This window comes from Bradyrhizobium sp. 61 (assembly GCF_023073075.1).
GTDB classification, from domain to species: Bacteria; Pseudomonadota; Alphaproteobacteria; order Rhizobiales; family Xanthobacteraceae; genus Bradyrhizobium; species Bradyrhizobium barranii.
This window is the reverse complement of the sequence record NZ_JADPIU010000088.1, coordinates 141,955-163,152: the sequence shown is the minus strand read 5'-3', so window position 1 is coordinate 163,152 and position 21,198 is coordinate 141,955. Positions and strand designations below refer to the sequence as shown.

Sequence of the window (21,198 nt, the reverse complement as noted above, 5' to 3'; positions counted from 1 at the left end):
TTCCGAAGTGTGTCGCGTTCGGGACGATATTCGCGAGCGCGCCGCCGGGCCCGGCCGTCGGGCAAAACACCGGGTCATGCCGAGTTGCGCCGGTGTCAAGCCGCGCCTGCAAGAATATTCCACTTTACCGAAATTCGGAAATGACGTATGTGTCGTCCATCCTGGCTCACCAAGAGGGGCGATCTTGTGTCGTCACTGTCGCGAGCCGGGCTTGCGGTGGACGCGACAGCGTCGGGCGCGAGAGGTCAAGGGCAGGGCGGATTGCTCTCCGTGAGCCCAAAACTTCGTGCCGGATGAGCGGCGCTGTCAGGTTCGTCTCGTCTGCAAGTTTCCGGCTCCGTCGACAGGGCTGGAAAAACTGCGGCGAAATGGCGGGCCGTGCGTGCGGCAAAACCGTGTGGTCCTGGCCGTCGTTGCTACGGTCAAGCCTTTGCGGATGCGACAGTCGCGTCAACCGGCGCGGTGTCGGCGACTTTCGCAAGGACGAGGGAGGCCAGAAGGAACTCGGCTCCCGGGAGAGCACGGCATAAGCCGTCCAACCACTGCGCAGGGAAGGCCGAGTGATTGGCACCACCTGTATGCTGCGGTGCGGTTTCCTTGCGCTACATCTTCGCGCAGCGGACCGCGGGTGCGAGGTCAGCACCCGGCCTTCCCTGCGCCCTCTTGGCTTCGAGGGTGGAGAGATCAAGCAAAGCTCGGGCGAAATGCGCTGCGAGGATGCGAAGGTGTGTCTGCAACACGCGCTGTCATCGCCCGCGAAGGCGGACGACCCAGCATTCCAGAGGCGGGTGTGGTTGAACGCTGCGCTTCGGCTATGCCGTGCCGATCACGAAGGGCAAGTACGACATCGTCCAGGAGTTCAGATGCGGCGGCACGTCGTTCTAACCACCGAGGAGCCGCCGGCAGGCGTCGACGAAGACCTGCGCGCCCGTGACGATGTCGGCGTCGGCGGTGTTCTCGGTCCAGTGGTGGCTGATGCCGCCGATCGACGGCACGAACAGCATGCCCGCGGGCATGACGGTGGCAAGCAACTGCGCATCGTGGCCGGCGCCGCTGGGCATGCGAATGGATCGTCCGCTGGCAATGGCCTTGCTCGCGGCTTCGATGGCGTCCTGGAAGCCGGCGTTCATCATCGCGGGCGCGCCGGTGCGAATCTTCTCCACGGTGACGGTGCAAGGGCCCTTCGCGTTGGCCTCTTCCGCCATGGTGCGCAGCAGCTCCTCCAGCCGCGCGATGACCGCCGGATTGTCGTCGCGGATCTGGAACAGCATCTCGGCGCCGCCGGGAATGATGCTCGGCGCGCCGGGATCGAGCGTGATGCGGCCGGTGGTCCAGACCGTGCGCGTGCCACAGGCGCCTGGGAACCGCTCGTCGATCGCGACGCAGAACTTGGCCAGCGCGAGGCCGGCATCTTTCCGCGCCGCCATGCGGGTGGTGCCGGCATGGTTCTGCTCGCCGACGAAATTGATCCGGTACTGCCAGATGCCGACGATGGAGGTCACCACGCCGATCGCGAGCTTGCCGCTTTCGAGCGTGTCGCCCTGCTCGATATGCGCCTCCAGATATCCGATGTGGCGTCCCGGCTCGGCGGCGACGCGCGCGCGGCCCGAGAGCCCCATGTCGGCGAGTGCGTCGCGCATGGTGCGGCCGCTGGTGCGGTCGCGGGCGGCATCGATGTCGGCCTCGGTCACCTGTCCGACATAGGAGCGCGAGCCGAGGAAGTGCCCAAAGTGTCCTTCCTCGTCGCACCAGGCGGCAATTTCGACCGCACCCTTCACGGACGGGTCGGCATTGAGCACGCGGGCCGCTTCGAGCGCGTAGATGACGCCGAGCGGGCCATCCAGCCAGCCGGCGTAGTTCTGGCTTTCCAGATGCGATCCCGCCAGCAGCTTCGGCCCCGGCTTCGTGCTGGTGCCGAACACATTGCCGATGCCGTCGATCGCGGCGGTAAGGCCGGCGTCGGGCAGCTTCTGCACCAGCCAGTCGAGCGACTGCTTGTGCGGCTCGGAGAAGGTCGGCTTGTGCACGCCGGTCTTGTAGGCGCCGATGGCACGGAGCGCATTGAGATCGGCGAGAACGCGTTGCCCATCGGCACGCGGCTTGGTGTCAGGCATGTTCGGCAACCTTCAGCGCCTCGGTGCGGATCTCCTCGACCAGCCGTTCCTTCAGCTGGACGAATTCGGGCGTGGTCTTGATCTTGTAGGAGCGCGGATGCGGCAGGTCCACATTGATCTCGGCCTTGATGCGGCCGGGGCGCGCGCTCATCACGATGACGCGGCTGCCGAGGAAGATAGCTTCCTCGATGTCGTGGGTGACGAACAGCACGGTCTTCTGGTCGCGCTCCCAGATGCCCAGCAGCATCTCCTGCATCAGGGCACGGGTCTGGTTGTCCAGCGCGCCGAAGGGCTCGTCGAGCAAGAGAATCTTCGGATCGTTGGCGAGCGCGCGGGCGATCGCGGTGCGCTGCTGCATGCCGCCGGAGAGCTGCTTCGGCCAGTGGTTCTCGAAGCCGGACAACCCGACCTGGCGGATGAAGGCATCGGCGATCTTGTTGCGCTCCGCCTCGGGCACGCCGCGCTCGCGCAGGCCGAAGGCGATGTTCTCGCGCACGCTCAGCCAGGGAAACAGCGTGTAGGACTGGAACACCATGCCGCGATCGGCGCCCGGGCCGGTCACCTCGCGCCCGTCGAGCGTGACGCGCCCGCTGGTCGGCCGGTCGAGACCGGCGACGATGCGAAGCAGCGTGGACTTGCCGCAGCCGGAGGGGCCGAGGATGGTGACGAAATCGTTGTTGCCGATGGTGAGATCGGTCGGCTCCAGCGCCCTGGTCGGCGCGTTGCCGTGGCGCGCGGGGAAGGTTCGCGAGACCTGTTCGATCTTCAGCGTGGTCATGCGAGCCTCCACGGAAACAGCCAGGCGTTGAACGCCTTGAACATGAAGTCCGAGAGGAGACCGATCACTCCGATCACGATGATGCCGAAGATGATCTGGCCGGTGTTGAGCAGCGCCTGGCTGTCGGTGATCATGTGGCCGATGCCCGAGGACGAGCCAATCAGCTCGGCGACGATGACATAGGTCCAGGCCCAGCCCAGCACCAGCCGCAGAATCTCCGCGATCTCGGGTGCGGAGGAGGGCAGCAGCACCCGGCGGATGATGCCGCGGTCGCTGGCCCCGAGCGTATAGGCCGCCTCGACCAGATCGCGCCGCGTGGTGCCCACGGTGACGGCGATCATCAGGATGATCTGGAACACCGCGCCGATGAAGATGACGAGCAGCTTCTGTAATTCGCCGATGCCGGCCCACAGGATCAGCAGCGGGATAAAGGCCGAGGCAGGCAAATAGCGAGCAAAGGAGACGAACGGTTCGAGGAACGCTTCGACCGGCTTGTAGGCGCCCATCAGCACGCCGAGCGGAACCGCGATGATCGCAGCGAGCGCGAAGCCGCCGACGACGCGCCAGATCGTCATGCCGATGTCGAACAGGAAGCCCTGCTTGGCGAGCAGGTCATAGCCTTCCTGCATCATGGTCAGCGGGTTGGCGAGAAAGGTCTTCGACACATGGCCGCCGAGCGTTGCCCACGACCAGAGGGCGACGAACAGCACGAAGAACGCGAGGCCGTAAGCCACGCGCTGCTTCGATGTCACGGGATCCAGGGGACGCATCAACGATCTATCCGGGCGGTGAACGAGTTTTCCGGCCCCGCCGCGAGACGGGGCCGGCAGCTCCTGAAGGGTTTACTTGATGTAGCTCGCGTCGAAGAGGTCCTCGACCTTCGGCGCGGCCTTGATGATGCCGATCTCGAGCAGGAGGTCGGCGGCCTCCTTGTTGAAGGTCAGGAAATCGCCGGCAAAGAACTTCTGGTTCGCGGCCTTGTCCTGCCAGCGCAGATATTTTGCCGAGTTGCCGAACGCCTCGCCGGTCTGCTTCACATCGGCACCCATGATCTCATAGGCCTTGGCCTGGTCCTTGGCGATCATGTCGAGCGCCTCGAAATAGCTGTCGGCGAGCGCCTTGGCGGCCTTCGGGTTCTCGGTGAGGAACTTCGGCGTGCAGCCAAAGGTGTCCATGACCATCGGATAGTCGAGCGTGGTCGCAATGATCTTGCCCTTGTCGGGCGCGGCGCGAACCGTCGACAGATAGGGCTCATAGGTCATTGCGGCGTCGTTCTGGCCGGAGACGAAGGCCTGCGCGGCTGCAGCAGGCTCGAGGTTCACGACGGTGACATCCTTCACCGAGAGTCCGTTCTTCTTGAGCATCCAGGCCAGCGCGAAATAGGGCGAGGTGCCGGGCGCGGAAGCCGCGACGGTCTTGCCCTTGAGGTCCTTGATCGATGCGAGATCGTTGCGCACGGCCATGCCGTCGGCGCCATAGCTCTTGTCGAGCTGGAAGATCTGCTTGGTCGCAACGCCATTGGCGTTCCAGGAGATCCAGGTCTCAACGGTCGTTGCCGCGCACTGGACGTCGCCGGAGGCGATCGCGAGGTGGCGGTCCTTCTGCGGGATCTTTTTGATCGTCACGTCAAGACCGTTCTTCTTGAAGATCCCAGCCTCCTTCGCCAGCGTGAGCGGCGCGAAGCCGGTCCATCCGGAGATGCCGATGCCGACCTTGACGTCGTCGGCGAGCACGGGAGTGGAGGCCGCGAGGGCAATGATTGTCGCAAAAATTGTCGAACTACGCATGATTGTCGTCCTCTTGCCGATCGATAGATTGACGTCCCTGTTGATCATTCGGTCCTGATGGACCGTTGCCCGAAGCGTTGCACGATTTGTGCCGACATCGTTCTCTCAGCCTCCCTTGAATCGGGCGACAAGGCGGTGAGAGTCACCGGGATAGAGCAGGCGCACTGCGGTGATGGTGCGCGCGCTGCGCCAGGTATAGCGGTCGATCACGAGGCAAGGCGCGCCGACGGCGATGTCGAGCGCTGCCGCCGTGCGGTCGTCCGCAACGATGGCGCTGATCGTATGCTCGGCTTCCGTCCATGGGACATGATGAAGCAGCCACGAGCCGGGCGGTTCGCGCGAGAAATCCGCGGTCGCTGCATCCGGTACGGAGGACAGATCGATCAGTCGGTCCTCGACGGCAAACGGCACCTTGTCGGCGCTGTGCCGGCAGGTGATCGCAACCACCTTTCCGGCCTTCTTGACGCCAAGACGCTCGCGGTCGGCGGCGGTCGCCGCGCGAAGCTTGCGCCCGATCAGCTCGTAGCCGTAGCCGCGGCCAAGCGCGGTGATCTCGGCGCGAATATCTGCGATCTTCAGCACCGCCGACAGATGCTGCGGCCGGCGTACGAAGGAGCCGGCGCGCCGCCGCCGTTCGATCAGATCTGCTTGCGCGAGCTCCGACAGCGCCTTGTTCACCGTCATGCGCGAGCAGCCGTAACGTGCGACCAGTTCGTGCTCGAACGGGATGCGATGCCCGGGCGGCCACTCGCCGGTCAGGATGCGCTTCTCGATATCGGCGCGGATGCGCTTGTAGAGCGTCGGCTGGTCGGCGGCATTGGTGGCCAGGCTCATGCGACGAGCCTCCGCACTGCCGCGTTGAAGCCCTCGCGCGCGGACTGTCGCAGTCTGTGACGTCCGCTTTCGACAACCTTGTGGCCGCCAGCCCAGACGCAATCGATCGCGCCTGTCCCTCCGGCAAAAATCCAACCGTTGATGGCGGCGTCGCGCAAACGTCCCGCGAGCGAGGGATGTGCGGTGTCGAGCGTGACGATGTCGGCGCGTGCGCCGGGCCCGAGGCCAGCCGTCGCCTGTGCCAGCGCGCGCGCGCCGCCGGCGAGGGTATGATCGAACAGCGTACGTCCCGTCGAGCGGCCTGCACCACCGGAGAGCACGTTGCGCTCGCGATGCTTCAGACGCTGGCCATATTCGAGCTGACGCAGCTCGTCGGCTGCGCCGACCAGCACGTTGGAGTCGGTGCCCACACCGAACGCACCGCCGGCATCGACGAATTCGCGCGCCGGAAAGATGCCGTCGCCGAGACTGGCCTCGGTGATGGGGCAGAGACCCGCCACCGCGCCAGTCCTGGCGAATGCGGTCACTTCCGCATCCGTCGTGTGGGTCGCGTGGATGAGACACCAGCGTTGATCGACCGGCGCGTGCTCCAGCAGCCATTGCACCGGCCGTCGTCCCGACCAGGCCAGGCAATCGTCGACTTCCTTCACCTGCTCGGCGGCATGGATATGCACCGGCCCGCCATCGGCGAGCGGAATGATCGCCGCGAGTTCGTCCGGCGTCACCGCACGCAGGCTGTGCGGCGCGATGCCGATATTGGCGCCCGGTAAGCTTGCGATCGCCTTGCGTGACGCTGCCATCAGCGCGGCGAACTGATCGACCGAGCAGATGAAGCGGCGTTGTCCGGCATGCGGTGCGGCGCCGCCGAAGGAGCCATGCGCATAAAAACTCGGCAGCAGCGTCAGCGCAATGCCGGAAGCTTCGGCGGCCTGTGCAATGCGGGCCGCCATTTCCGCGAGGTCGGCATAAGGAGAGCCGTCGCGATCGTGGTGGAGGTAGTGGAATTCGCCGACGCGGGTAAAGCCCTGTTCGAGCATCTCGACATACAGCAGCGTCGCAACGGCGGCGACGTCGTCCGGCGTCATCGCCAGCGCGAAGCGATACATCGTGTCGCGCCAGGTCCAGAACGTATCGGTGCTATCGCCGCGCAGTTCGGCCAGCCCCGCCATGCCGCGCTGGAATGCGTGGCTGTGCAGGCTCGCCAACCCCGGAAGCGCAATTCCATGACGCTCGTCGCCGGCGGCCGGCGCCACGCCGGGCGTCACCTCGGCGATCGCGCCGGCGGTGATCACCATCTGCACGTCATTGGCCCAGCCCGAAGGCAGGAGCGCGGAGGCGAAATGCAGTCGGGTCATGATTACACGCCGGCTGGACAGAACCGCCCCACGATTATATGTCTAGACATATAAGTCAAGCATCCCACGAAGGGACCATTGCATGGCAGAGCGCTTCGACCGGATCTGGCACAACGCCCGGCTCGCCACGATGCGGGCCGACCGTTCCGATCTCGGCGAGATCGAGCATGGCGTGATCGCCACGCGCGGCGGCCATATCGTCTATGCGGGCGCGGCGGCGGATTTTCCTGGTGATGCGGACGCGATCAAGCGGATCGATTGCGAGGGGCGTTGGATCACGCCCGGCCTCGTCGATTGCCATACCCATCTCGTCTACGGCGGCAACCGCGCGCACGAATTCGAGCTGCGCCTGAAGGGCGCAAGCTACGAGGAAATCGCGCGCGCCGGTGGCGGCATTGTCTCGACAGTCGCCGCGACACGCGAGGCGAGCGAGGCCGAGCTCGTTGCCAGCGCGCTGTCGCGACTCGATGCGCTGATCGGCGAGGGCGTCACCACCATCGAGATCAAGTCCGGTTACGGCCTCGATGTCGAGACCGAGATGCGGCAGCTCTCAGCGGCCCGCATCCTCGGCCGTCAGCGGCCGGTTGCGATCCGCACCTCCTTTCTCGGGGCGCATGCGCTGCCTGTGGAGGCCGGCGGTGACAAGGATCGCTACATCGATCTCGTGTGTCACGAGGTGCTGCCGGCCGTCGCAAAGGCCGGTCTTGCCGATGCCGTCGACGCCTTCATGGAAGGTATCGCGTTTTCGGCCGAGCAGACCGCGCGGGTGTTCGAGACGGCGAGGGCGCTTGGGCTGCCGGTCAAGCTCCATGCCGACCAGCTGTCGAATCTCGGCGGCGCTGCGCTCGCCGCAAAATTCTCGGCGCTCTCCGCCGATCATCTCGAGCACACCGACGAGGCCGGCGCTGCCGCGATGGCGAAGGCCGGAACGGTCGCCGTGCTGCTGCCCGGCGCCTTCTATTTCATTCGCGAGACGCAAAAGCCGCCGGTCGAGGCGTTCCGCAAGCACGGCGTCCACATTGCGCTCGCGACCGACTGCAATCCCGGGAGCTCGCCGCTGACATCGCTCCTGCTCACGATGAACATGGGCGCGACGCTGTTCCGGATGACGGTGGCTGAATGCCTCGCTGGTGTTACCCGCGAAGGCGCGCGTGCGCTCGGCGTGCTCAATGAAACCGGCACGCTGGAAGCTGGGAAGTGGTGCGATCTCGCGATCTGGGACATCGAGCGGCCTGCAGAGCTCGTCTACCGCATCGGCTTCAATCCGCTGCATCGCCGGGTGTGGAGGGGACAGTGACGGAACAGGGCGCAGCGATCGTCGTCAAGCCGGGAACGGTCAGCCTCGACGATCTCGCGCGCGTGCTCAAAGGCGCCGCTGTCGTGCTCGATCCGTCATTCTGGCCGCGCGTCGAGGCGGCCGCGGAGATCGTCGCAAAGGCAGCACACGGCGCCGCGCCGGTCTACGGCATCAACACCGGGTTTGGAAAACTGGCCTCGAAGCGCATTCCGCCCGACCAGACCGCGCTGCTCCAGCGCAATCTCATCGTCTCGCATTGCTGCGGCGTCGGCCCGGCCACGCCGGAGCCGATCGTACGGCTGATGATGGCGCTGAAGATCGTTTCGCTTGGGCGTGGTGCCTCCGGCGTGCGCCGCGAGGTGATCGAGCAGTTGCAGGCCATGCTGGCGCAGGACGTCTATCCGCTGGTGCCGCAGCAAGGCTCGGTCGGCGCCTCCGGCGATCTTGCGCCGCTCGCGCACATGACGGCGGTGATGATCGGCGAGGGGCAGGCGATCGTCGATGGCAAGACTGTCTCCGGCCGTGAGGCACTCGCCGTCGCGGGACTTGTGCCGCTGACGCTGGGCCCCAAGGAGGGGCTCGCGCTGATCAACGGGACGCAGTTCTCGACCGCCTACGCTATCTCCGGCGTGCTGCGCGCGTTTCGCCTGGCTCGCGCCGCGCTCGTGACCGGCGCGCTGTCGGTCGATGCGGCAATGGCCTCGACGGCGCCGTTCCGTCCCGAGATTCAGGCGTTGCGCGGTCACGCAGGGCAGATCGCTGCCGGCGCGACGTTGACCGCGTTGCTCGACGGCAGCGATATCAGGTTGTCGCATCTCGAAGGTGACGAGCGCGTGCAGGATCCCTATTGCCTGCGGTGCCAGCCGCAGGTCGCGGGCGCTGCGCTCGACCTGATCACGCAGGCCGCGCGCACGCTGATCGTCGAAGCCAACGCCGTCACCGACAATCCGCTCGTCCTGGTCGAGACCGGCGAGATCGTTTCCGGTGGCAATTTCCACGCCGAGCCGGTCGCCTTTGCCGCCGATACGATCGCGCTGGCGCTGTCGGAAATCGGTGCGATCAGCGAGCGGCGGATCGCGACGCTGGTCGATCCCGCGCTCAATTTCGGTCTGCCGCCGTTTCTGACGCCCGACCCCGGCATCAATTCCGGCTTCATGATCGCCGAGGTCACGGCCGCCGCGCTCTACGCCGAGAACAAGCAGCGTGCGGCTGCCTGCTCGATCGACTCGACTCCGACCAGCGCCAACCAGGAAGACCATGTTTCGATGGCCGCGCACGCCGCGCGTCGCCTCTCGGATATGGCCGACAATCTCGCCGCCATCCTCGGCATCGAACTTCTGGTTGCCGCGCAGGGAATCACGCTGCGCGCGCCGCATGCGACCAGCGCCCCACTCGTTGCCGTCATCGCTGCGCTTCGCGAGCATGTGCCCGCGCTCGCCGCCGACCGCTACATGGCCGGCGATCTCGCCAGGGCGGCTGCGCTGATCGAAGCCGATGCGCTACCGGCCGTGGCGATCGCGGCGCTTCCAACCGATCCGTTCCCGAGACTTGACTAAAGAGGTGCTCCGCATGAACCGCCGACTGGACAATGACCGCACCATCCGCGCCCCCCGCGGCAGCGACATCAGCGCCAAGAGCTGGCTGACGGAAGCGCCCCTGCGCATGCTGATGAACAATCTCGATCCTGATGTCGCGGAGCGTCCGAGCGAGCTCGTCGTCTACGGCGGCATTGGCCGCGCCGCGCGCGACTGGGAGAGCTTTGACCGCATCACGGCGGCCTTGCGCAAGCTCGAGAATGACGAGACGCTGCTGATCCAGTCCGGCAAGCCGGTCGGCGTGTTCCGCACCCATGCCGACGCTCCGCGTGTCCTGATCGCGAACTCCAACATTGTGCCGCATTGGGCGACGCTCGACCATTTCAACGAGCTCGATCGCAAGGGCCTGATGATGTACGGCCAGATGACGGCGGGCTCCTGGATCTATATCGGCAGCCAGGGCATCGTGCAGGGCACCTACGAGACCTTCGTCGAGGTCGGCCGGCGCCACTATGGCGGCAGCCTCGCGGGAAGATGGATTCTCACCGCCGGTCTCGGCGGCATGGGCGGCGCGCAACCGCTGGCCGCGACCATGGCGGGCGCCTCGATGCTCGCGGTCGAATGCCAGCCGAGCCGCATCGAGATGCGACTGCGTACCGGCTATCTCGATCGACAGGCTACAACGCTCGACGAGGCGCTGGCGATCATGGAAGATGCCGCGAAGACGAAGAAGGCGGTCTCGGTTGGCCTGCTTGGCAACGCCGCGGAGATCTTTCCGGAGCTGGTACGCCGCGGCGTCAAGCCTGACATCGTCACCGACCAGACCAGCGCGCATGATCCGATCAACGGCTACTTGCCAAAGGGCTGGACGCTCGCCGATTGGGAAACCAAGCGCGCCTCCGATCCGAAGGCGGTGGAGCGCGCCTCAAAAACGTCGATGGTCGAGCATGTCCAGGCCATGCTGGATTTCCATGCGCAGGGCATTCCGACGCTCGACTACGGCAACAACATTCGCCAGATGGCGCAGGACATGGGCCTGAAGAACGCCTTCGATTTTCCGGGCTTCGTTCCCGCCTATATCCGTCCCTTGTTCTGCCGAGGCGTCGGGCCGTTCCGCTGGGCTGCGCTGTCGGGCGATCCCGAGGACATCTTCAAGACCGACGCCAAGGTCAAGGAGCTGATGCCTGACGACAAGCATCTGCACAACTGGCTCGATATGGCCAAGGAGCGGATCAAGTTCCAGGGCCTGCCGGCGCGGATCTGCTGGGTCGGCCTCGGCGACCGAGATCGCCTGGGCCTTGCCTTCAACGAGATGGTGGCACGTGGCGAACTGAAGGCGCCAATCGTGATCGGCCGCGATCATCTCGACAGCGGCTCGGTGGCGAGCCCCAACCGCGAGACCGAGGCGATGAAGGACGGATCGGACGCTGTGTCCGACTGGCCGCTGCTCAACGCACTGCTCAATTGCGCCAGCGGCGCGACCTGGGTCTCGCTGCATCATGGCGGCGGCGTCGGCATCGGCTACTCGCAGCATGCGGGCATGGTGATCGTCGCCGACGGCACGCCGGAAGCCGCGAAGCGCATTGAGCGTGTGCTCTGGAACGATCCCGCCAGCGGCGTCATGCGCCATGCCGATGCGGGCTATGAGACTGCGATCGATTGTGCCCGTGACAAGGGCCTCGATCTGCCAAGCCTTGCGAAGTAACTAGCCGCTCACCAGCAGCTTCGGCATCGTCATCTTCGCGCCGTCCATGAAGGTCTGGACGGCGTCGCGGACGATCGCGTCGAGATCGGGCGGGATCGGCGTCTCGTAGATGAACTTGCGGATGGCGAGATAGAAGATGCGGCCGTGCAGGCCCCAGAACAGCTCGGTCTCGCGTTCGCTGAGCGGATGGGATTTCGCGTCGGGCAGCTTCAGGTCGTGGCGCAGCTCGGCCGCCGCGGGCTCGATGATCTCGCGGCGGACAATGTCGAGATAACGGCCGGTGATTCCGAACGACTTCATGCCGGAGAAGACGAAGATCCGGACCCAATTGTACTCGAACACGCGTTCGACATAATCGAGATAGAAGCGCGTCAGCCGCGCCTCGAGCGGCAAGGTTCGGTCGCGGATCATCGGCCCCCAATCGGGCGACCAGCGGCTGAGATAGACCTCCTGGTAGACCCGTTCGATCAGCGCCTCCTTGCTCGGGAAGTGGCGATAGATCGCCGAATGCGTGATGCCCATGCGTTTGGCGAGTTCGCGGGTCTGGCCCTCGAAGCCATGCTCGGCGAAGAAGCGGATCGCCTCGTCCACGATCGCACGCTCGCGGTCGGCCGCACGCATGTTGCGGCGCTTTGGCGCGGACTTGCTGCCTGTGTCCGTCCGCTTCCGGACCGGTCGCTTCGCTGGTTTCTGCGCTTTTCGGGCCATTTCGTCGCTGTTTAGCAATCTCAGGCTGCCTTCTTAGCCTAAAGGTGCATTTGTGACCAAATGGTCATTTCCTGTTGACCGCCTTCCGGCGGCATGTCAGGATTTTGAGACCAGATGGTTACAAATCTGGCATCCCGGCTGATGAGCCGACGGATCTCGAGGAAACGGCGGTGAAGGCGAGGGCTTTCAGCTATTTTCGTGCTGCGACGATCGACCAGGCGCTGGATGCTCATGCCCGCGCCGGCGATGACGCGCGCTTCATTGCCGGGGGCCAGAGCCTCGTGCCGGCGTTGTCGCTGCGTCTGCAGGCGCCGCGGTTGCTGATCGATATCACCCACATCGAAGAGCTGCGCGGCGTCCGGCGCGAAGGCGGTTACTTGCGCATCGGCGCGCTGACGCGCCATTGCGAGATGCTGAGCGAGCCGCTAATCGCCGAGTTCGCGCCGCTGCTGCATGCTGCTGCGCCTTTTGTCGCCCATCCCGCGATCCGCAACCGCGGCACCATTGGCGGCAGCGTCGCGCTCGCCGATCCTGCCTCCGAATTTCCGGCGATGACCCTGGCGCTCGATGCCGAGATCGAGATCGCCGGCCCTTCCGGCAGCCGGCGTGTGAAAGCGGACGACTTCTTCGTCGAGCTGTTCGAGACCGCACTGCAGCCCGGTGAGCTGATCACCGCGATCTACGTTCCGCTGTTCAAGGCCGATCAGCGTTTTGCGTTCGACGAGCTGGCGCGCCGGCGCGGGGACTATGCTCTGGTCGGGTGCGGCATGCTTGCGACTTTCACAGCCGAACGCATCGACGACATCCGCATTTCCTTCTTCTCGGTCGGCAATACACCGACGCGGGTGAAGGGCGCTGAGGCAACCCTGATCGGCTCGAACCTGGATCCTGAACGTATCGCCGCCGCGCAAGCGGCGCTCGAAAGCGATCTCGCCCCGCCCGACAGCGACGAGGTGCCGCCGGCGATGCGGCTGCATCTCGCCCGCGTGTTGCTCGGCCGCCTGCTCGGACGTCTGGGTGAGGGCGCATGAGCGGTTTTGACGAAACCCTTTTGGACGACCCCGACGAGACCGTGCGGGTCCGCTTCGTCGTCAATCGCCGCAAGGTCGCCTGCGAGGTGGCGCCGCGCGAGACGCTGGTCGATTGCCTGCGCAACGCGCTCGAACTGACCGGCACGCATGCGGGCTGCGAGATGGGGGCCTGCGGCGCCTGCCTGGTGCAGCTCGACGGCCGCGCTGTGCACTCCTGCCTTATTTTTGCAGTGCAGGCCGATGGTGCCAAGATCAATACCATCGAAGGTCTTACCGAGAGCGGCGTGATTGCCGATCTCCAGGCCGAATTCCATCGCCGCAACGCGCTGCAATGCGGCTTCTGCACGCCGGGTATGCTGGTCAATGCGCACGAGTTGCTCTCGCAGATCGCGCGGCCCAGCCGCGACGAAATCCGCGACGCGCTGTCTGGTAATTACTGCCGCTGCACCGGCTATGAGGCGATCGTGGACGCCATCGACGCGGTGGCCAAAGCGCGCAAAGAAAGCGGAGGCGCGACATGAGCGCGCCGCTGACCTCGCTCGACCGCCCGAATTCCTATATCGGCCGCTCCGTGCCGCGCCCGAACGCCAAGCGGCTGCTTGCCGGGCGCGGACGCTATATCAGCGACCTTCGCTTGCCGCGTATGCTCCATGCCGCCTTCCTGCGCAGTCCGCATGCGCACGCGAAGATCGTCGCCATCAATACCGAGCAGGCACGCGCACTCGAAGGCGTGCATCTCATTGCCACCGGCGAGGACCTCGCAAAGATCTGCACGCCCTGGACCGGCACGCTCGATCACTTCAAGGGCATGACGTCGGCTCCGCAATTGCCATTGCCGCTCGACCGCGTGGTCTGGGCCGGGCAGGCTGTGGTGGCCGTCGTCGCCGAGAGCCGGGCAATCGCGGAAGATGCGCTGGAGCTGATCGAGATCGACTATGAGGATCTTCCCGTCGTGGTCGATATCGACAGCGCGCGAGAGGCCGGTGGACCGCTGATCAATCCGGGCACCGCAAATAACACCTGCTTCCGCAGCCAGCTCGACAACGGCACGGTCGATGACGCATTTGCACAGGCCGCGCACGTGGTGGAAGAAGAGTTCTCCTTCGGCCGCCACACTGCGGTGACGCTGGAGCCTCGCGCCATCGTCGCCGACTACGATCCCGCCGCCGGTGCGCTGACCGTGCATCACGCGACGCAAACGCCCTACCAGTTCCAGGATCTCTATTCGCGCCACTACGGTATCCCCGAGGCCCGCGTTCGCGTGATCGCGACCGACATCGGCGGCTCCTTCGGGATGAAGCTGCATGTCTATCACGAGGACATGGCGGTGGTCGGCCTGTCGATCCTGCTCGGCCGTCCCGTCAAATACGTCGCCGACCGCATCGAGTCCTTCGTCTCCGACATCCACGCCCGCGACCATCGCGTCCGCGCCCGCATGGCGCTCGATGCCAAGGGCGAGATTCTGGCGATGGACGTGCTGGACCTGACCGCGATCGGGGCGTTCTCGACCTATCCGCGCACCAGCGTGGTCGAGGGCAACCAGGTGATCCGCCTGATCGGCGCGCCCTATCGTTTCAAGAACTATCGCGCCACACTGGAGGTGATCTTCCAGAACAAGGTGCAGACCAGCCAGTACCGCGCCGTCGGCCATCCCATCGCCTGCGCCGTCACCGAGCGGCTGGTGGACATGGCGGCGGCCAAGGTCGGCCTCGATCCCTTCGTCATCCGCGCGCAGAACGTTATCGCTGACGATGCCTATCCGCAGACCTCGCCGACCGGCTATCGCTTCGAGGCGCTGTCGCATCAGGCCTGCCTGAAGCGCCTGCACGAGATGATGGGTTATGAGGCGTTGCGCGCCGAGCAGGCCGATTTGCGCAAGCGCGGCATCTATCGCGGCATCGGCATTGCGGCCTTCGTCGAGATCACCAATCCCAGCCCGGCCTTCTACGGCGTCGGCGGCGCGCGCATCTCGTCGCAGGACGGCGCGATCCTCAGCCTGACGCCGTCGGGCGAGGTCCGCTGCCTGATCTCGGTCACCGAGCAGGGGCAGGGTACCGAGGCGATCATCAGCCAGATCGTGGCCGATCAGCTCGGCCTTGCGCAGGAACACGTCAAGGTCATCACGGGAGATACCGAGGTGACGCCGCATGGCGGCGCGACCTGGGCCTGCCGTGGCGCCGGCATCGGCGGTGAGACCGCGCTGCAGGCCACGCGCGTGCTCAAGCGCAATATTCTGGAGATTGCCGCGCTGATCCTCCAGGAGCAGTCCTCGGCACTCGACATCATTGATGGCGAGGTCGTCGACGCCGTGACCCGGAACAAGCGGTTGCCTATCTCCGAGATCGCGCGGATCGCCTATTTCCGCTCCGACACCTTGCCGCCCGGTACGCAGGCGCAGCTCACCGTCAGCCATCATTTCGCGCCACAGGGCTATCCCTTTGCCTTCACCAACGGCATCCAGGGCTGTTCGCTGGAGGTCGATGTCGAGACCGGCTTCATCAAGGTGCTGAAGCACTTCATCGTCGAGGATTGCGGCCGCGTCATCAATCCGATGCTGGTGGACGAGCAGCTTCGCGGCGGCATCGTGCAGGGGCTGGGTGCGGCGCTGTTCGAGGAATGCCGCTACAGCGAGACCGGCCAGCTCATGAACGGCTCGCTCGCCGACTACCTCGTGCCGATGCCGATGGAGATGCCAGACATCGTCATCGGCCATGTCGAGACGCCGACCGCCGACACCGTGCTCGGAGCCAAGGGGGTTGGCGAGGCCGGCACGGCGGCGGCATCCGCCTGCGTTCTCAACGCCGTCAACGACGCGCTCACGCCGTTCGGCGCGACGATCAATTCGATCCCGATCACGCCCATAAAAGTCCTGAAAGCCCTGAAACGCTTCTAAAAAAAGACAGTTGGAGGAAATCATGCCCAAGTCCGGTTCGACCTCGACAATATCCCGCCGCACCGCGCTCGCTGGCCTCTCCGCCGGCGCCGCCCTGCTCGCCATGCCGCGGCTCGGCCGCGCCGCGGAGGAGACGATTCGCATTGGCTTCCCGACGCCGCTGACCGGACCGTTCGCCGCTGAGGCGCGCGATCAGGTCAAATGCGCCGAGCTTGCCGTCAAGCTCGTCAACGACAAGGGCGGCATCGGCGGCCGCAAGGTCGAGCTTTTGGTCCGCGACGACAAGCTCAATGCCGGCGAGGCCGCGACCCGGACGCTTGAGCTGATCGAGAAGGACAAGGTCCACGCCGTGGTGGGCGCGCTTTCCAGCGCGGTGCAGCTCGCCGTCAACGAGGTCACCCGCGCCCGCGGCGTGATCTACGTGTCGATCAGCCAGTCCGACACCATCAACGAGGCCAAGGATTTCAGTAAGTATACGTTCCACGAGGCGCTGAACCCGCACATGACGACCGCTGCGGTGGCGCGGCAGACCCTGAAGAAGGGCATGAAGGTCGCCCATCTCGTTGCGGACTACGCCTATGGTCACGAGATGCTGCGTGGCTTCAAGCGCGCGCAGACGGCGATCGGCGCCGATACCGTCGGCGAAATTCTTCATCCGTTCGGCGCGGCCGACTATTCCACCTTCATGCCGCGCCTGATGTCGATGCGGCCGGACGTGCTCTGCATTTCCAATTTCGGCCGCGACCAGGCCAACGCGATCAAGCAGGCGGTGGATTTCGGTGTCAAGCAGCAGATGAAGATCGTCGTGCCCGTCATCCTGCACAACCAGCGGCTCGCGGTCGGCCCTGAAGTGTTCGAGGGCGTGGTCGGCGGTGCGAACTATTACTGGGGACTCGAGCCGCAGAGCAAGTCGGCAGCAGCCTTCAACGCCGCGTTCAAGGCCGCCAATAGCGGTGCGATCCCGACCGATTACGGCGCTTATGGCTATTCAGGCGTCGGATCGTTGCTGGCAGCCATGCAGGCCGCCGGCGGCACCGACACGGACAAGGTCGTCGATGCCCTCGAGAAGCTGCAATACGATCTGACCAAGGGCCCGCAGCACTACCGCAAATGCGACCACCAATCGGTGCAGTCGGTGCTGGTACTGGAGTCCAAGAAGAAGTCCGCGATGGCGAACGACAACGATTTGTTCGCCATTCTCGCTAACGAGACCGGCTCCGACGATATGCTGCGCAGTTGCAGCGAGCTCGGCCACGCGACGTAAGCCTCAACCGATGGACCTGTCGCTGATCATCATGCAGCTTCTTTCCGGGATCGCCCTTGGGGCGGTCCTGGTGATCACTGCGCTTGGACTGACGATCGTGTTCGGCATGCTCGGGGTGGTCAATTTCGCCCACGGCGCGCTGTTCATGATCGGGGCCTATGCGGGGCTGTATCTGGCGTCGCTCACCGGCAGCTTCTGGTGGGGATTGCTGCTCGCTCCCATCTTGATCGGCGCCTTCGGCATGCTGATCGAGTTCGTCCTGATCCGGAGGCTCTATGGACGCTCGATCGACGATCCGCTGCTGCTCACCTTCGGCCTCAGCTACATCCTGGTCGAGGGCGTGCGCATCGTGTTCGGCAGCGACGGCATTCCGTTTCCGACCCCGCCGCAGCTGATCGGGGTGCTCGATCTCGGCATCGGCTTCTTCCCGCGCTACCGCCTGTTCGTCATCGGACTGGTGGCGGTGGTGCTGCTGGTGCTCTGGCTGACGCTGGAGAAGACCCGCATCGGCCTCATTGTGCGCGCGGGCGCACGCGATCCCACAATCATGCAGGTGCTCGGCGTCGATATCGGCCGAGTTTGGCTTGCGATTTTTGGCCTTGGCGTCGGACTTGCCGCGCTGGGCGGTGTGCTGGCGGGTCCCATGCGCAGCGTCAATCCTGAGATGGGCTCGCTGGTGCTCGCGGAGGCCTTCGTCGTCACAGTGATCGGCGGGCTCGGCTCGATCGTCGGCGCGGTCGTCGCCGGCCTCATGGTCGGCATCTCCATCAGCCTGGTGGCGCTGTTCGCCCCTGAAATGGCGACCATCGTCATGTTCGCGCTGATGGCGGTGGTGCTGCTGATCCGCCCGCAAGGCCTGTTCGGCGTGAGAGGGAGGACCGCGTGACGTCACCATCGAACGGCGAGGCGGTCGCCAAACCCTCGTCCAACGGCTTCGGCTGGCTCCTCGAGCAGCGCGTCCTGCTCTCCATCGCGGTGCTGGCCGTGCTGCCATGGCTGCTGCCGTCCCAGGCGCTGGCCGTCAACGTCCTGATCTACGGCGTCGTGGTGATGGGCTACAATCTGCTGTTCGGCTACACCGGGCTGCTGTCGTTCGGGCAGGCGGCGTTCTTCGGCGCGGGCGCCTACTTCACCGGGATTGCGATCGGCCGCTACGGCGTGCCCTGGTTCGCCGCGGTGCCGATCGCCGTCCTCCTGAGCACCGGCCTTGCCGCCGCAATCGGCATCGTCTCGACGCGCACCCGCGGCATCTATTTTTCCATGGTGACGCTGGCGCTGGCCCAGCTCGTCTACTACGTCGCGCTGCAGGCCTCGTCCTTCACGGGCGGCGAGAACGGCCTGCGCGGCTTCACCGTCGACCGCATCAGCCTGTTCGGCTTCCCCGTCAATTTCCTCGACCCCGTCAACAAATATTACGTGCTGATGGCCTTCGCGGCGCTCGCGATGTGGTTCCAGTCGCGGATCCTGAACTCGCCGTTCGGCGCCGTCATCGAGGCCATCCGCGAAAACGAGCAGCGGGCGCGGGCGTGCGGCTATGACGTAGAGCGCAGCAAGCTGATCGTGTTCATGCTGTCGGGCGCGATCTCCTCGCTTGGCGGCTGCATGCTGGCGCTGCACCTGTCGATCGTACCGCTCGACCTTCTGCACTACCAGACATCGGGCATGATCGTGATGATGGTGCTGCTCGGCGGCGCGCGCAGCTTCTTCGGGCCCTTCGTCGGGGCCGCGAGCTTCCTGATCCTGGAGGATGTCATCTCGCTTTGGACGCCGCATTGGCAGATTTTTGTCGGCGCGATCTTCGTGCTGTTCGTGCTGTTCCTGCCCAAGGGCATCTGGGGAACGCTGCTCGACACGCTCGGCATCGGAAAGGCGCGGCCATGAGCGGCGAACTGCTTCGCGTCGAGGGGGTCGGCAAGCGTTTTGGCGGCTTCGTCGCGCTCGAAGACATTACCGTGTCCTTTGCGGCGGGACAGCTCACCTCGATCATCGGACCGAACGGCGCTGGCAAGAGCACCTTCTTTAACATCCTCTCCGGCGCGCTGACCCCGACGTCGGGCACGCTGCACTTCAGGGGGCGCGAGCTGAACGGCCTGCCGCAGCACCGCTTCGTGCATCAGGGCATCTCGCGCTCCTACCAGATCACGAACATCTTTCCGGACTTGTCCGTGCACGAGAATGTGCGCGTGGCGGCGCAGGCGCTGACCGTGAGCTACGACATCTGGCGCAACCGCGCCCGGCTGACGGAGCTGAACGCGCGCGCCGACGCGGCGCTTGAGGCGGTCGGACTGCTCGGCAGGCGCGCTGACTTGGCAAAATTCCTCTCGCACGGCCAGCAGCGCGCGCTGGAGATCGCGATCGCGCTGGTCTCCGAGCCCGAGCTGCTCCTGCTCGACGAGCCCACCGCCGGCATGGGGCCGGAAGAGACCAAGGACATGGTGGCGCTGCTCGAGCGGCTCGCGGAGAAGCGCACGGTGCTGCTGGTCGAGCACAAGATGAAGATGGTGCTCGGCCTGTCCAAGCGTGTCGTGGTGCTGCATCACGGCCGTCTGCTGGCGGACGGCGCGCCCGACGAGATCAGGAGCAACCCGGAAGTCCGACGGGTTTACCTCGGACAGAGTGAGGGCTATGGCTGAGACCGCGCTGCTCGAAATCGATGATCTCCACGCCTGGTATGGCGCCAGCCATATCCTGCACGGCATTTCCCTGCACGTGAAGGAGGGCGAGGTGGTTGCTCTCGTCGGCCGCAACGGCGCCGGCAAGACCACGACCTTGCGCTCGATGATGGGTCTGATGCCGAAGGCCACCGGCCGCGTGCGCTTTGCGGGCAGGGAGCTGCTGCCGCTCCGCGCTCATCAGCGATTCCATCTCGGTTTGGCCTATGTGCCGGAGGAGCGCCGCATCGTTCCCGGTCTCTCCGTGCGCGAGAACTTGCGGCTCGGTCTGGTCGCGGCCGGAAGCGAGATCGAGGAGCGCGCCGCGATCGACGAGATCGCCGAAACCTTTCCGCGCCTGAAGGAACGCCTCGATCAGGAGGGCGTCACGCTTTCGGGCGGCGAGCAACAGATGCTCGCGATCGCCCGCGCGCTGATCGCAAAGCCCAAGATGATCCTGCTCGACGAACCCTCGGAAGGCATCATGCCCGTCCTGGTCGAGGAGATGGGCGTGCTGTTCCGCCGCCTGCGCGACGAGGGCAAGACACTGCTGCTGGTCGAGCAGAACGTCGAATGGGCCCTGCGGCTGGCCGACCGCGCGGTGATCATCGACCAGGGCGAGGTCGTGCATCAAAGCAGCGCCGCGGCGCTGCTGGCGGACAAGGACATCCAGGAGCGCTACTGCGCGGTGTGACGGCTCCGAGGGCCGCACGCGAGCAGGTCATCCAAGCAGCTTGCCGAGTTCGTTGAGCTTTGCGATCGCGGCCTTGCCGACCTCAGTGATGTTCTTTTCCGCGCGTGCGGCAAGCTCGCGATCGACCTCGAAGCCTTTCCTGACGGCATTGACGCTTTCGCGGATCTGGCCGCCCACATTGGGGTCGCCGATCGCTTTCTTCACCGCGCCGTCGTCGAAGGCCTTGACGGTCTGCTCCTGATCCGCGAGCCGCGCGTTGCTGCCGGCTGCGGTCTCCTCGAGCGCGAGGCCGAGCGCCTCATCCAGGAGTTCGTGCAAGGCTGCGAGCGGACCCTCGGTGGCGGAGCCTGTGGTGCTGACCTTGAAGCCCGGCGTATCCGGCACGAACAGCACAGTGCCGCGCGCGAGCCTGTTCAGATCGGCATGCGGATTGGCCTCCTGCAAGGCTTTCAGCGCAGCCTCGCTGCGAACCTGGCTCAGATTGGCATGCAGCAGCTTCTCGCTGACAGCCTTGAGTTTCGCCTCGTCTCCAACGATGAAGGTGCGCATCGA

19 protein-coding genes are annotated in these 21,198 nt (G+C 65.4%); 11 read left to right on the top strand and 8 right to left on the bottom strand.

All coding sequences use genetic code 11. The annotated features are described in order from the left end of the window. Positions 1 to 881: 881 nt before the first annotated feature. From IVB46_RS37325 to IVB46_RS37300, 6 genes are all read right to left on the bottom strand, one after another. Positions 882 to 2,114, bottom strand: coding sequence for a Zn-dependent hydrolase (locus tag IVB46_RS37325; protein ID WP_247303564.1), 1,233 nt, complete (start codon positions 2,112 to 2,114; stop codon positions 882 to 884). After that, on the bottom strand, positions 2,107 to 2,892 hold the full coding sequence (locus tag IVB46_RS37320; RefSeq protein WP_063981932.1) for an ABC transporter ATP-binding protein: 786 nt from the start codon (positions 2,890 to 2,892) through the stop codon (positions 2,107 to 2,109). Before IVB46_RS37320 ends, IVB46_RS37325 begins: the two co-directional genes overlap by 8 nt. Next, a complete protein-coding gene (locus tag IVB46_RS37315) occupies positions 2,889 to 3,662 on the bottom strand; it encodes an ABC transporter permease (RefSeq protein WP_085405609.1) in 774 nt (257 codons plus the stop codon). The genes IVB46_RS37320 and IVB46_RS37315 overlap by 4 nt, the downstream gene beginning before the upstream one ends. A 72-nt stretch (positions 3,663 to 3,734) precedes the next feature. Beyond that, positions 3,735 to 4,679, bottom strand: a complete 945-nt coding sequence (locus tag IVB46_RS37310) for an ABC transporter substrate-binding protein (RefSeq protein ID WP_166100596.1) — start codon at positions 4,677 to 4,679, stop codon at positions 3,735 to 3,737. A 105-nt stretch (positions 4,680 to 4,784) separates the two neighbouring features. Continuing rightward, positions 4,785 to 5,513: a histidine utilization repressor gene (hutC, locus tag IVB46_RS37305; protein ID WP_247303562.1), complete on the bottom strand. Its 729-nt coding sequence runs from the start codon at positions 5,511 to 5,513 to the stop codon at positions 4,785 to 4,787. After that, on the bottom strand, positions 5,510 to 6,868 hold the full coding sequence (locus IVB46_RS37300) for a formimidoylglutamate deiminase (RefSeq protein WP_247303560.1): 1,359 nt from the start codon (positions 6,866 to 6,868) through the stop codon (positions 5,510 to 5,512). Before IVB46_RS37300 ends, hutC begins: the two co-directional genes overlap by 4 nt. Positions 6,869 to 6,950: 82 nt before the next feature. On the opposite strand from IVB46_RS37300, the gene hutI reads away from it, so the two are divergent. The 3 genes from hutI to hutU are packed head-to-tail and all read left to right on the top strand — an operon-like array spanning position 6,951 to position 11,405. Beyond that, positions 6,951 to 8,165 (top strand): imidazolonepropionase, encoded by a 1,215-nt coding sequence (gene hutI, locus IVB46_RS37295; RefSeq protein WP_247303558.1) that lies wholly within the window; start codon positions 6,951 to 6,953, stop codon positions 8,163 to 8,165. Continuing rightward, positions 8,162 to 9,721, top strand: a complete 1,560-nt coding sequence (hutH, locus tag IVB46_RS37290) for a histidine ammonia-lyase (protein WP_247303555.1) — start codon at positions 8,162 to 8,164, stop codon at positions 9,719 to 9,721. Before hutI ends, hutH begins: the two co-directional genes overlap by 4 nt. Positions 9,722 to 9,734: 13 nt before the next feature. Beyond that, positions 9,735 to 11,405, top strand: coding sequence for a urocanate hydratase (gene hutU / locus IVB46_RS37285; RefSeq protein ID WP_247303553.1), 1,671 nt, complete (start codon positions 9,735 to 9,737; stop codon positions 11,403 to 11,405). Here the strand turns inward: hutU and IVB46_RS37280 are convergent, their stop codons facing one another. Beyond that, positions 11,406 to 12,026: a TetR/AcrR family transcriptional regulator gene (locus IVB46_RS37280; RefSeq protein WP_028170512.1), complete on the bottom strand. Its 621-nt coding sequence runs from the start codon at positions 12,024 to 12,026 to the stop codon at positions 11,406 to 11,408. A 257-nt stretch (positions 12,027 to 12,283) separates the two neighbouring features. Between IVB46_RS37280 and IVB46_RS37275 the strand changes: the two genes are divergently transcribed. Genes IVB46_RS37275 through IVB46_RS37240 form a run of 8 tightly spaced genes read left to right on the top strand, consistent with a single transcriptional unit; the run spans position 12,284 to position 20,646 of the window. Beyond that, the gene (locus IVB46_RS37275; RefSeq protein WP_247303551.1) at positions 12,284 to 13,144 is read left to right on the top strand and encodes a xanthine dehydrogenase family protein subunit M; all 861 of its coding nucleotides are present in this window, start codon (positions 12,284 to 12,286) and stop codon (positions 13,142 to 13,144) included. Then, positions 13,141 to 13,665: a (2Fe-2S)-binding protein gene (locus IVB46_RS37270; protein WP_247303549.1), complete on the top strand. Its 525-nt coding sequence runs from the start codon at positions 13,141 to 13,143 to the stop codon at positions 13,663 to 13,665. The genes IVB46_RS37275 and IVB46_RS37270 overlap by 4 nt, the downstream gene beginning before the upstream one ends. Beyond that, positions 13,662 to 16,037, top strand: coding sequence for a xanthine dehydrogenase family protein molybdopterin-binding subunit (locus IVB46_RS37265; RefSeq protein ID WP_247303547.1), 2,376 nt, complete (start codon positions 13,662 to 13,664; stop codon positions 16,035 to 16,037). Before IVB46_RS37270 ends, IVB46_RS37265 begins: the two co-directional genes overlap by 4 nt. A 22-nt stretch (positions 16,038 to 16,059) precedes the next feature. Next, on the top strand, positions 16,060 to 17,301 hold the full coding sequence (locus tag IVB46_RS37260) for an ABC transporter substrate-binding protein (protein WP_247303545.1): 1,242 nt from the start codon (positions 16,060 to 16,062) through the stop codon (positions 17,299 to 17,301). A 10-nt stretch (positions 17,302 to 17,311) separates the two neighbouring features. Further along, positions 17,312 to 18,187 carry a branched-chain amino acid ABC transporter permease gene (locus tag IVB46_RS37255; protein ID WP_247303543.1) on the top strand — a complete coding sequence of 292 codons (876 nt, stop codon included), beginning with the start codon at positions 17,312 to 17,314 and terminating at the stop codon, positions 18,185 to 18,187. Further along, positions 18,184 to 19,182 (top strand): branched-chain amino acid ABC transporter permease, encoded by a 999-nt coding sequence (locus tag IVB46_RS37250; protein WP_247303541.1) that lies wholly within the window; start codon positions 18,184 to 18,186, stop codon positions 19,180 to 19,182. The genes IVB46_RS37255 and IVB46_RS37250 overlap by 4 nt, the downstream gene beginning before the upstream one ends. Next, positions 19,179 to 19,934: an ABC transporter ATP-binding protein gene (locus tag IVB46_RS37245; protein WP_247303539.1), complete on the top strand. Its 756-nt coding sequence runs from the start codon at positions 19,179 to 19,181 to the stop codon at positions 19,932 to 19,934. The genes IVB46_RS37250 and IVB46_RS37245 overlap by 4 nt, the downstream gene beginning before the upstream one ends. Beyond that, positions 19,927 to 20,646 (top strand): ABC transporter ATP-binding protein, encoded by a 720-nt coding sequence (locus IVB46_RS37240; RefSeq protein ID WP_063981945.1) that lies wholly within the window; start codon positions 19,927 to 19,929, stop codon positions 20,644 to 20,646. The genes IVB46_RS37245 and IVB46_RS37240 overlap by 8 nt, the downstream gene beginning before the upstream one ends. Positions 20,647 to 20,673: 27 nt before the next feature. Here the strand turns inward: IVB46_RS37240 and IVB46_RS37235 are convergent, their stop codons facing one another. Continuing rightward, positions 20,674 to 21,195 (bottom strand): hypothetical protein, encoded by a 522-nt coding sequence (locus IVB46_RS37235; protein WP_247303537.1) that lies wholly within the window; start codon positions 21,193 to 21,195, stop codon positions 20,674 to 20,676. Positions 21,196 to 21,198: the final 3 nt, after the last annotated feature.